The following is a 12,486-nucleotide window of genomic DNA, read 5'->3' as shown; positions in this document are numbered from 1 at the left end:
ATAACTTTATTATTCATCTTTAGATTTCACAATTTCCATTCCTTCTGAAAGAAAGCTGAGGCGTGTGGCAGCAAGGCAGTCGCCAGTATTCAGTCCTTTGAGTACTTCGACTTGTGCCCCGCTACGCAATCTTCCCAATGTAACAGGAGTTTTACTTACACGATTTGATGAAGAAACACGCCATACATAATCTCCTATTTGCTCATTATGGCAAATAAGCGATTGAGGAATCAGGTATTTTTCGCTTGTTGTTGAGTCAGTTGGCAATACAATAGTCATTTCACCTGCCATGCCACCCATAAGATGTTTGTCATTATTCTTGATTATGGCAGTCAACTGATAAGATATATTATTAGCTGTTGCAGTTTGAGTAAGGAAAACCTCGTCGGCTTCTATGTTTTTGTCTTTCATAGCATTCAGACGGACAAGGCACGAAGTATTGTTCCCCTTGTTCCAATTTACAGCTATTTCTTCCGGAACAAAAGCTTCAGCTTTTACTCTCGACAGGTCGATGAAAGTTACGACCGGAGCAGTAGGTTTTACATCCTGATAACGCTCAATATGTACCTGCTGCACATAGCCGTCGAAAGGAGCAACAAGGCGTGTGTCACTCAAGGCATTTATTGCAGATTCAGCATCAGCTTTCGCTTTCTCAAAGTCAGCTTTTGCTTTTTCGTATGTACTGCCGGAGATATTTCCTTTTTCATAAAGATTCTTTATGCGAATATATTCCGACTCAGTTTGGTTTAACAGAGCCTCGCTACGTTTTTTGTTTATCAGATAATCTCTGTTATCTATTTCTGCTATAACTTCGCCTTTATTAAAGAATTGTCCTTCCTGAACATTAAACTCATTGATGGGACCTCCAACTCTGAAAGAAAGGGTAGTTTCTCTATAAGGAGAAAGAAGTACCGGATAACTGTTGTCATCTTTTCCCTTATAAGTTTCAACTGAAAATACTTTAACAGTATTGTTTATTGTCTCTTTTTCTTTCTTCTCCGTACATGAAATAAAAAAAAGACAGATGAAAAATGATAAGATTTTTTTGTTCATTGTTTTTTCGACAAAAATATCTTAAAGAGGAAAACGTAGAAGGAATAATATGCCGACTTGATATTTTCCGTGTCTGAACTGTCTTTTTCCAATAACGAACAATAAATTTCCTATTTTTTATAGAAACGAGGATTTTGGTTTATGAAATATCTGAGAGTTTGTCTTGATACACCAAATTTGTGGCTTATTTCTTTTATGGTGTAACCGTTCATAAGAAGCTGTTTGATACTGTTTTCCTTTCCTGAGAGTTTGTATTTACGGGATTTGTGCCCTTTAGGTCTTCCCAATGTCATACCTTCAGCCCTTTTCTTTTCCAAAGCTTCTTTTGTTCTCATTGATATGAGGCTTCTTTCTATTTCTGCACTCAGACCAAAAGCAAAGGCAAGAACCTTGCTGTTTATGTTGTTGCCAAGTTCGTATCCTTCTTTTATTGTGAGGACAACGATACCTTTCTCCATACATAAATTCAGGAAACTCATAATATGCATCAGGTTTCTGCCAAGGCGAGACAGTTCAGTGGTTATGAGAATATCACCTTTCTTGAGATGTTTCATCTTTTTTCCCAATTCTCTGGATTCTACTCTCTTTGTTCCGCTCACAGTTTCTTCAATCCAAAGATGAATGTTGAGGTCTTTCCTTTTGGCATACTCGATGATTTCAAAGCGTTGATTTTCCAAACACTGTTTGTCGGTACTAACTCTTATATAGCCAATTGTCATGGTTGGAATTGTTTTTATTTTTCACGCGTATAGATTAAATATTGAAAAGTGGGGGATAATTCCGTCCCGGAATTGTATATACATGATAATGTAGGATATGTTAGGCACAGTAAAATCAAAAACAAGTTTTTTATTTTGCTCTGCACTTACCTTTCACTACATTTGTATAGCAAAGATAAAAAACACTTTTGATTAAAAAAATTATTGTGTTTATAAGCATTTAATATTAAAGACTAGCGTAATGAAAAAGTTACTCTCACTTCCTCCAAATCTGGTGGATAGTTTCTATAAAATATTGTCTGTTGATGACAGTGAGTGGTTTTGTACTTCCGACCCTGTGGGCAAGCGTCTTGGCTCTGGTGGTGGAACAACATGGCTGCTAGAATCATGTCGCAGACATGAAAATCCTTCTGTTGATTTCAATTCATGGATTTCTGGAGAGAAACGCATTTTGCTGCATGCCGGAGGGCAGAGCCGCAGATTACCGTCGTATGCTCCTTCTGGGAAAATACTTACCCCGATACCTGTGTTCCGATGGGCTAGAGGTCAGAAATTATCTCAGAGCCTGTTAGATCTTCAGTTGCCTTTGTACGAGCAGATAATGAACAAAGCTCCAGAGAAACTTCGCACTATGATTGTGAGCGGAGATGTTTATATCCGCAGTACAGCTCCTTTGCAGGATATTCCTGATGCCGATGTGGTTTGCTATGGTTTGTGGGTTGACCCTATTCTGGCAAGCAGACACGGTGTTTTTTTCTCCAGAAGGGAAACTCCTGAAGTGTTGGACTTTGTATTACAGAAACCGTCGGTTGAGAAACTGTCGTCACTTGCAGAAACACATCTTTTCCTTATGGATATAGGAATATGGATTTTGAGCGACAAGGCTGTGAATCTGCTTGCCCGCCGTTCTTATTCCGAATCCGGAGAAATGAGGGAATATGATTTATACAGTGATTTCGGTCAGGCTTTGGGAAGTAATCCGACATTGAACAATGATGAGGAGATAAATTCTCTGAAAGTTGTTGTGCTGCCTTTGCCTGGAGGCGAGTTCTATCATTACGGAACAAGCCGCGAATTGATATCTTCAACTTTAGCAGTGCAGAATCTGGTGCGCGACCAGCGTGCTATTATGCAGCAGAAGGTGAAACCTCATCCTGCTATGTTCGTTCAGAATGCCGAGCTTAAGATAACTCTGACTCCTGAAAATTCTGAATTGTGGATTGAGAACAGTTTTATATCTGAAGGTTGGAAGCTTTCAAACAAGCATATAATAACAGGCGTTCCGGAAAATAACTGGACAATTTCGCTTGGTTCCGGAATTTGTGTGGATGTCGTTCCTATGAGAGAAAACGAATGGGTGGCACGTCCTTACGGATTTAACGATATGTTCAAAGGTGCTTTGTCAGATGAATCTACTTTGTGGATGGGAAAAAGTGTTTCCGTATGGGCAAAGGAGAGAAGTGTTACACTTCCTGATTTCCAGGATTTACAGAATGCTCCTATATTCCCGATATGTAATAATGTAGATGATTTGGGAAAAGTGCTTCGCTGGATGATTTCGGAACCGGACTTTAAGGAAGGAGCATCTATATGGCAGAATGCTGAGAAAGTTTCGGCAAACACAATATCTGATACGGCGAATCTGTTGCGACTTGTTGCTCAGCGTGAGAAATTCCGCCGTTCAAACTGGACTACACTCGCTGCAAATCATAGTCGTAGTGTATTTTATCAGCTTGATTTGTCTGATGCTGCTTCAGCCTTTGCAAAAGATAATATAGCATTACCAGAGTTGCCTGATTCTGAACCTTCATTAATGAAAAGAATTCATAACCATGCGTTCAGGGCTAAAGTACAGTATCTGAAAGGTGAAAATGGTGCAGAGGAACAGAATAAGGCTTTCTCCCTGCTTAGAGAAGGGCTTGTAGGTTCTGTGATAGGACAAAAACAGCGTCCATATCTGAATGTATATTCAGACCAGATAGTGTGGGGCAGAAGCCCTGTCCGAATTGACCTTGCCGGAGGATGGACCGATACGCCTCCTTTCTGTATGTATTCCGGAGGTAATGTGGTGAATGTTGCGGTTGAACTAAATGGGCAGCAACCTCTTCAAGTGTATGTAAAGCCGGCATCAGAGCCTTGCATCATTTTGCGTTCCATTGATTTGGGAGCAATGGAAGTGGTGCGAACATTCGAAGAACTGAATGACTACAACAAAGTCGGTTCTCCATTTTCTATTCCAAAGGCAGCTCTTTCGCTTGCCGGATTCTCTCCAATGTTTGCTGAAGACAAGTATAATTCACTGACAGAAGCATTGAAAGCTTTTGGTTGTGGTATAGAAATAACATTGCTTGCTGCCATTCCTGCCGGTTCGGGATTGGGCACAAGTTCAATACTTGCTTCTACCGTACTTGGCGCTTTGTCTGATTTCTGCGGCTTGGGTTGGGACAAGAATGAGATAGGATACCGCACGTTAATATTGGAACAATTGCTTACAACAGGAGGTGGCTGGCAAGACCAGTATGGTGGTATTCTCCATGGATTGAAGTTGCTTCAGACAAGTGATGGCTTCAATCAGAACCCTCTTGTCAGATGGTTGCCGGAATATTTGTTTACCGACCCTGTTTACCGTCCCTGTCATTTACTTTATTACACAGGAATCACGAGAACGGCAAAAGGAATATTGGCAGAGATTGTGCAGGGAATGTTCCTCAACAGCCAGTCACATTTATCTATATTGTCTGAGATGAAGTCTCATGCCTTGGATATGTTCGAGGCAATTCAGCGTGGTGATTTTGACTTATATGGAAAGCTGGTCGCTAAGTCATGGACCTTAAACAAAGCTTTGGACAGTGGAACCAATCCTCCTTCAGTAGAGGCAATAATAGAAAAAATATCAGACTACTGCCTGGGCTATAAACTCCCGGGTGCAGGAGGAGGAGGATATTTGTATATGACGGCAAAAGATCAGGAAGCAGCAGCAAGGATTCGCCGGATACTAACAGAAAATCCACCTAATGACAAAGCTCGATTTGTAGAAATGAGTCTGTCAGAAAGTGGAATGCAGGTGAGCCGAAGCTGATGCTTCGGCTTATGTCAGAAACCTATGGTGTGTTCTATAAGTATTTTTGCACCGATAGCTATTAGGATTATTCCTCCTATCAAATCCAGCTTGAGGTCAATTTTTCTGCCTATGTTATGCCCCAATACTACGCCGCTCATTGAGAATATAAGCGTTACTATAGCCACAATGGCTGCAACAGGGACAAGCGGAGTTTTAAGCAAGGCGAGGGAGATTCCTACGGCAAGTGCATCAATACTTGTAGCAATGCCCAACCCACACAGAGTTTTCATGCAAAGAGGATTTACTTTCTCATCTTCTTCCTTTTCCGAGAAACTGTCTTTTATCATTTTCCCTCCAAGATAAAGAAGCAGTATAAATGCAATCCAGTGGTCGAAGGCTTCAATAAGTTGTCTGAAACCTATGCCGCATAAGTATCCGGCTACAGTCATTCCTGCTTGGAATACGGCGAATATTATACCTATTTTAAGCACGTTTCTCATTGAACACGTCTTTATTATGGAACCGCTGGTTACGGATACGGCAAGACTGTCCATTGATAGTCCGATGGCTAATAAGATGATTTCGAATATTGACATTATATTGGTTTTTAGTATTTGGAAGAATTTCTTAGGGATTGGATTATAAGATATTCTTTAACTTAAAAAAGATGCCTATGTTTTTGGAAAAACATGCCGACCTTTTCCGGAAAAGATGCCGACCTTTTTTTAAAAAGATAGTTATCTTTTCCGGGGAAGGTGGTTAGTATTATAATATGGAAACAATTTCTTCTGCTCCCTTTCTTTTCTTTACAGATTCTGCAAATTGTTCTTCTCTTTCCGGATATCCCAAAGGTATGATAACAGCTGGTTCAATATTTTCCGGCAAATTAAGAACTTCCTTGCATCGAGCTACGTCAAAATTGCAAACCCAGCAAGTTCCCAGTCCTTGTTCTGCAGCTGCAAGGCAGATATGCTCAACAGCAATTGCCACGTCGATATCTGCATGGTCCTTACCATCCGAGCCTCGTTTCCATGACTGGCTGTGATCTTCACATGCAACGATGAACATAGGCACAGACTTTATCCATTCCCTGCTGTAGCATGATTTTATATTTTCAACTCCTTCGTCAGATTTTACAACGAAGAACTTCCATGGTTGGAAGTTTACTGCGGATGGAGCCAGTCTTGCCGCTTCAATTATATATTCCAGTTTTTCTTTCTCGATAGCCTTGGAAGAGAACTGTCTGATAGAACAGCGCTTTTTTACAAGTTCTAGAAATGTCATAATTCTGATTCTATTTTATATTTGTTTCTATTCGGTGAATTTCTTGAAATAAGCTCGCCGATGAATCCGGCAAGAAACAGTTGCGTTCCCATAATCATTCCCGTAAGCGAGATATAGAAATAAGGTGAGTTAGTCACCAATGGTCTTAAATCTCCTGAAATGATTGAAGCCAGTTTCATTCCAAGCACCACCACAAGGGCTATGAATCCTATGAAAAACATAAGGCTGCCAAGGAGTCCGAAGAAATGCATTGGCTTCTTACCGAATTTGCTGGTGAACCAAAGCGTAATCAAATCCAGATATCCATTCACAAATCTGTTCAGACCGAATTTTGTCGTACCATATTTACGCGCCTGATGATGCACTACCTTTTCGCCGATTTTGTTGAATCCGGCGATTTTAGCCAGATATGGGATATATCTGTGCATATCGTTATAAATCTCAATATTCTTTATTACGATATTTTTGTATGCTTTCAGTCCACAATTAAAGTCGTGCAGATTATGTATTCCTGAGAATTTTCTTGCAGTAGCGTTGAACAGCTTTGTCGGAATTGTCTTTGACAGCGGGTCGTAGCGTTTCTTTTTCCAACCAGACACAAGGTCATATCCATCTTCAGTAATCATTCTGTAGAGTTCCGGTATTTCGTCCGGACTGTCCTGCAAGTCAGCATCCATAGTGATTACAACATTACCTTTTGCCTTTTGGAATCCACAATGCAGAGCCGGAGATTTTCCATAATTGCGGCGGAATTTTATCCCATGCACCATTTCATTGTTTTCTTTGATATGCTGTATTATCTTCCATGAATCGTCGGTACTGCCGTCGTCCACAAAGATTACTTCATATGTAAAGTTGTTTTCTTCCATCACACGCTTAATCCAGGCGAACAGTTCAGGAAGGGATTCTGCCTCATTATATAAAGGAATAACTACAGAAATATCCATGAATTTAAGTTTTTGAGTTTTTATTTTTATGAGTTTATTAGTTGACGAGGTTTCATATTTTAAGTAGTCAAGAAGTTTATACTTGTTTCTTGTAACCTTGTTAACTCGTAACTGATTACCATTCTTCGTTTCTTTTGCAAAATGCCGCTACCGGTATTGACAGGAATACACCGTAAAGCACGTTGTTGAGTATTCCTTGCAAAGCCATATGTATCGGAGTGAGATTTATTTGCTTCATCTTTTCCAGAACCTGACTGTCAACGCCTGCATCATACATCATCTGCACTGTCTGTATCAATGCGTTCGACAACAGATTCGGGTCAGCAATGTATTTGTAGTAGACGAAATGAAGGAGTGACACCAGTATTGCTGCAAAGAAATATAATAATATTCCGAATTGCCATGCATGGAAAAATCCGATGTTGCCACCAATATCATCTCTATATCTTTTTGTCAGAAAATATGCCAGGAAAGGCACGCTCAAGGACATTCCCCAATATATTATAGTAAAGGCGGGAGTAGTGTTTCCCAACATGAAGAATACATATTTTATAATCCAAAATAAGCCAAGGCTTAATCCGTAGCGCATGGCGCTTGACAGCAGAATGCTTTTGTTCTCTTTCATTAGTTCTATTTTATTTACTTATGTTTTACTGGTTGCTTGATAAAGTTGACAAGTTAAAGGAGTCAAGGAGTTAAGTTGTCAAGAAGTCAAGTAGAAATAGCTTTTTACCTGATGCCTTGTCAACTTGTCAACTCGTCAACTTGTTTTCTTGTCAACTTGTTAACTGAAATCTAAGCCCAGCAAAACTTAAATTATTTATTTGATGCAAAGTTAATATAAAAAACTAAAGTTTTGCAATCTTAATTTACTGTTGATAAAAGAGAAGAAGGTGGTCTAATATGATTTCTATAACCGGTAGATAGTTCAACTTGGATTTAGGCAGTTTCAACTTCCATTTTGTCTGCTTCACTGCCCTTTGGAATTTACTGCGATAATAGTAATATAATTTTGCTTCCCTGTAGCCTTGTCTACTTGTCAACTCGTTAACTATAAATTCATCATATATGTTCAAATCAATAGTACGTTTCTCAATCAAAAAGAAAGTATTTGTCGCACTGGCAACTATTTTACTCTTGGTCAGCGGTATCTATTCGATGCTGACTTTACCGATAGATGCAGTTCCTGATATTACCAATAATCAGGTTCAGATTGTAACAGTTTCTCCAACTTTGGCTCCTCAGGAAGTGGAACAGCTAATAACTTTCCCTATAGAGATAGCCATGAGTAATATAATGAATGTGGAGGAAATCCGTTCTGTTTCACGTTTCGGTCTTTCACTGGTTACGGTTGTATTCAACGAGAAAGTTCCGACTCTCGATGCAAGGCAGCTTATAAATGAGCAGATTCAGACTGTAGCCGGAGAGATTCCGGAGGAATTGGGAACACCGGAACTTATGCCTATCACTACTGGACTTGGTGAAATTTATCAGTATGTGCTGAAAGTTGCTCCCGGATATGAAAAGAAGTATGACGCAATGGAGCTGAGAACCATACAGGACTGGATTGTGAAAAGGCAGCTTTCAGGTATCCCGGGAATTGTTGAAATAAACAGTTTCGGTGGTTATTTGAAGCAATATGAAGTAGCTATTGACCCTGATGCTCTTTATTCTCTTAATATCACAATTTCAGATATTTTCGAAGCATTGAACAGTAATAACCAGAATACCGGAGGTAGCTATATTGAGAAAATCAACAGAGCTTATTATATCCGTGCCGAAGGTATGGTCAATGATTTGAAAGATATCGAACAGATAGTCGTGACTAACCGAAACGGAATACCTGTCCACGTAAGCGATATTGCAAAAGTTCGTTTTGGTGCTCCAAAACGCTTTGGTGCTATGACTAAAGATGGCGAAGGAGAGTGTGTTGGCGGTATTGCTATGATGCTTAAGGGCGCTAATGCCAACGTAGTGACTCAGGAATTGGAACGCCGTGTTGATAGAGTTCAGAAAATGTTGCCCGAAGGTGTCAGCATTGAGCCTTATCTTAACCGTTCTGAACTGGTGAACAGAAATATATCTACAGTAATAAAGAACCTTATTGAAGGTGCGCTGATAGTGTTTGTTGTTCTGATGGTTTTCCTTGGAAACGTACGTGCCGGAATAATTGTGGCTTCTGTTATTCCTTTGGCAATGCTTTTCGGATTCATAATGATGCGTATTTTCGGCGTTTCTGCAAATCTGATGAGTCTTGGTGCAATTGATTTCGGAATTGTTGTTGATGGTTCTATTGTTATTCTTGAAGGAATACTTGCTCATATTTACGGTAAGAAATTTGTGGGTAAGAAATTCAGTAAAGAAGAGATGGACGCTGAAGTTGAAAAAGGAGCAGGTCAGGTTGTTCGAAGTGCCACATTTGCTGTCTTGATTATTCTTATAGTATTCTTCCCAATACTTACATTGACAGGAATAGAAGGTAAATATTTCACTCCGATGGCAAAGACTTTGGTGTTCTGTATTATCGGCGCGCTTTTGCTTTCTCTCACTTATGTTCCGATGATGGCTTCTCTTTTCCTTAATCGTTCGATTTCCGACAAGCCGACATTGGCAGACAAGTTTTTTGACGGACTAAACAAAATATATGCTAAAACACTTGGCTTTTGTCTGAAACATATATGGGGAACAATTGCAGCCTCATTCATTGCACTTCTCCTTTCTTTTGGATTGTTCACAAAGTTAGGAGCAGAATTTATACCAACATTGGACGAAGGAGATTTTGCGATGCAAATGACATTGCCAGCCGGAAGCTCGTTGAGCAAGAGTATTGATGTTTCGTTGAAAGCTGAAAAGATTCTCAAGGAGAAATTCCCTGAAATAAAACATGTGGTGGCTAAAATCGGTACTGCTGAAGTTCCGACTGACCCAATGGCAGTTGAGGATGCCGATATAATGATAGTTATGAAACCTTTTGATGAGTGGACTTCTGCCGGAAGTCGTGCGGAAATGGTGGAAAAGATGAAGGAAGCTCTTGAAGTTATCGACGATGCATCATTCAATTTCAGTCAGCCAATACAGTTGAGGTTCAATGAGCTTATGACAGGTGCAAAAGCTGATATCGCCATTAAATTATATGGAGAAGATATGGCTGAACTGTATGCAAAGGCGAAAGAAGCTGCAGTGTTCGTCCGTAAAGTTCCTGGAGCTGCCGATGTGCTTGTTGAGCAGGCAATGGGATTGCCTCAGCTACTTATACAGTATGACAGAGCCAAGATTGCCCGCTATGGTATAAATATTGAAGAGCTGAACACTGTTATTAGAACAGCCTATGCAGGTGAGACAGCCGGTGTAGTTTTTGAAAACGAACGTCGTTTTGATATGGTTCTTCGTCTGGATTCTGATAAAGTAAAAGATTTGAATACAGACAAGTTGTTTATAAGAACTGAATCCGGACTTCAGATTCCTGTGAGTGAAGTGGCAAGTGTGAAGTATGAAAATAGTCCGCTGCAAATTAACCGTGATGCAACGAAGAGAAGAATTGTAATCGGCGTGAATGTGCGTGATGCAGATATTCAGCAGGTAGTATCACAGATACAGGAATTACTTGACAAAAATATAAAGTTGAAACCAGGATACTATTTCGAATACGGAGGACAGTTTGAGAATTTGCAGAATGCAATCAGTACGTTGACTGTGGTTATTCCTATAGCATTGTTGCTTATCCTTCTTCTTTTGTTCTTTGCCTTCAAGAATGTTACTTATTCTCTGGTAGTATTCTCCACAGTTCCGTTGTCTCTAATCGGAGGAATACTGGCGTTGTGGGTTCGTGGTCTGCCTTTCAGTATTTCTGCAGGTGTCGGATTTATAGCATTGTTCGGTGTAGCTGTTCTGAATGGTATATTGATGATTAATCATTTCAATGATTTGAGAAAGAAAGGAAATTATATGATGTGTACGGATAGAATAATTAAGAAGAGTTGTCCGCATTTGCTTCGTCCGGTCTTCCTGACTGGTTTGGTAGCTTCACTTGGTTTTGTGCCTATGGCTATTGCTAAGTCTGCCGGAGCCGAAGTTCAGCGTCCGTTGGCTACTGTTGTGATTGGCGGACTTATTGTATCCACAATATTGACACTTTTGATTATCCCTGTATTCTACAGACTGGTGGGAGGATTTTCATTCAAATTCGGAAAAATGAAGCTTAGAAGACAATTGGGAAAAGGAGTAAGAATGATAGCTCTGCTTGTAGCAATATCAATACCGTCTTTTGTCTGCGCTCAGGAAAAGAAAGTTTCCCTCTCCGAAGCAATAGAGATTGCTCTTCAGAACAATCCGAGAATGAAAATGGCAGAATCAGAGATTAACCGTGCTGAAGCTTCTCGTGGAGACATAATGGAGTTTGGAAACACTTCCTTTTCATATTCCTGGGGACAACTCAACGGGGAATATCGTAAAGACAATGAAATGGCATTGGAGCAGTCGTTCGGCTCATTACTGACACCTATATATAAGAATGCTTTGGTGAATACTCAGATATCAAAGGGAAAATATTCCCGTGAGATGATAAGAAAGGAGATAATTGCCGAAGTAAAGCGAGCATGGTCATATTATCAGTATGCCTATAATATTTATAAACTGTATGAAGAGCAGGAAAGTCTTGCTGCCAAATTACGTGAGAGTGGAAATCTCCGTTATCAGCAGGGTGATATTGACCAGACTGAAAGAAGTATGATAGCAACAATGGCTGCCGGTCTCCATTCGGACTGGATACAGGCTAGGGAAGAGCTCTCTCTTGCAATACGCCGTTTTTCGTGGGCTTGCTATGCCGGTATGGATATAATGCCGGATAACGATGTCCTTTCAATATTGCCTTTGAAAAAAGATTATGACATACTTTCTCAAAGTCACCTTAACTATTTCAATAGTCAGATTGAAGAGAAAAAGAATATGGTGAATATCGAGCGAAGCCGCTTTTTCCCGGAAATATCAGCCGGATATGTCCGTCAGAAGATTTCTCCTCTTAATGGATTGAATTCATGGATGGTCGGTATTTCGTTCCCTGTATTTTTCTTCTCTCAGCAAAGCAAGATTAAACAGGCAAAAGCTTCTATGCAGATTGCCCGTTGGGAAGCTGAGGATAACAAGATAAAACTTGGAAATAAGGTTGAGGAACTGTATAAGCTTATCAGAATGCAGCGTGAACGTCTCGACTATTATTCCCATGCAGCTCTTAACGAGGCTGAAGCTCTCCAGAAAAGTGCTTTGCTTAAGTTTGAAGAGAGTGAGATCAATATCACGGAATTTGTTCAGAGTCTTAAATCTGCACGTGACATACGCAGAAACTATATTCAGACAGTATATGACTATAATGTGTCGGTTCTTGAAATAGAACTATATACAGAATAAAGAAAATGAAGCTATTAAT

8 protein-coding genes are annotated in these 12,486 nt (G+C 39.9%); 2 read left to right on the top strand and 6 right to left on the bottom strand.

Going from position 1 to position 12,486, the window contains the following annotated elements; translation table 11 throughout:
• Positions 1 to 9: 9 nt before the first annotated feature.
• Together ACYIAR_RS03565 and ACYIAR_RS03560 are read right to left on the bottom strand one after the other, a co-directional pair.
• On the bottom strand, positions 10 to 1,053 hold the full coding sequence (locus tag ACYIAR_RS03565) for an efflux RND transporter periplasmic adaptor subunit (protein WP_480332192.1): 1,044 nt from the start codon (positions 1,051 to 1,053) through the stop codon (positions 10 to 12).
• A gap of 110 nt (positions 1,054 to 1,163) precedes the next feature.
• Entirely contained in the window at positions 1,164 to 1,772 is a 609-nt protein-coding gene (locus ACYIAR_RS03560) for a master DNA invertase Mpi family serine-type recombinase (protein ID WP_480332191.1), read from the bottom strand.
• Between the two features lie 223 nt (positions 1,773 to 1,995).
• On the opposite strand from ACYIAR_RS03560, the gene ACYIAR_RS03555 reads away from it, so the two are divergent.
• Positions 1,996 to 4,851 (top strand): bifunctional fucokinase/fucose-1-phosphate guanylyltransferase, encoded by a 2,856-nt coding sequence (locus ACYIAR_RS03555; RefSeq protein ID WP_480333544.1) that lies wholly within the window; start codon positions 1,996 to 1,998, stop codon positions 4,849 to 4,851.
• A gap of 14 nt (positions 4,852 to 4,865) precedes the next feature.
• Here ACYIAR_RS03555 and ACYIAR_RS03550 read toward each other — a convergent pair whose 3' ends face one another.
• The 4 genes from ACYIAR_RS03550 to ACYIAR_RS03535 all read right to left on the bottom strand — a co-directional run bounded on the left by ACYIAR_RS03550 (position 4,866) and on the right by ACYIAR_RS03535 (position 7,689).
• Positions 4,866 to 5,429 carry a manganese efflux pump MntP gene (locus ACYIAR_RS03550; protein WP_480332190.1) on the bottom strand — a complete coding sequence of 188 codons (564 nt, stop codon included), beginning with the start codon at positions 5,427 to 5,429 and terminating at the stop codon, positions 4,866 to 4,868.
• A 169-nt stretch (positions 5,430 to 5,598) separates the two neighbouring features.
• The gene (locus ACYIAR_RS03545) at positions 5,599 to 6,117 is read right to left on the bottom strand and encodes a nitroreductase family protein (RefSeq protein ID WP_480332189.1); all 519 of its coding nucleotides are present in this window, start codon (positions 6,115 to 6,117) and stop codon (positions 5,599 to 5,601) included.
• A complete protein-coding gene (locus ACYIAR_RS03540; protein ID WP_480332188.1) occupies positions 6,114 to 7,064 on the bottom strand; it encodes a glycosyltransferase family 2 protein in 951 nt (316 codons plus the stop codon). The genes ACYIAR_RS03545 and ACYIAR_RS03540 overlap by 4 nt, the downstream gene beginning before the upstream one ends.
• Before the next feature lie 115 nt (positions 7,065 to 7,179).
• Positions 7,180 to 7,689, bottom strand: a complete 510-nt coding sequence (locus ACYIAR_RS03535; protein WP_480332187.1) for a DUF4199 domain-containing protein — start codon at positions 7,687 to 7,689, stop codon at positions 7,180 to 7,182.
• A 443-nt stretch (positions 7,690 to 8,132) separates the two neighbouring features.
• Between ACYIAR_RS03535 and ACYIAR_RS03530 the strand changes: the two genes are divergently transcribed.
• Complete coding sequence (locus tag ACYIAR_RS03530; protein WP_480332186.1) at positions 8,133 to 12,467, top strand: CusA/CzcA family heavy metal efflux RND transporter; 4,335 nt, start codon at positions 8,133 to 8,135, stop codon at positions 12,465 to 12,467.
• Positions 12,468 to 12,486 lie beyond the last annotated feature (19 nt).

This window comes from Parabacteroides sp. KHUB-01 (genome assembly GCF_056640935.1).
The sequence above is the reverse complement of the archived record's forward strand: the minus strand, read 5'-3'. Positions and strand labels throughout refer to the sequence as shown.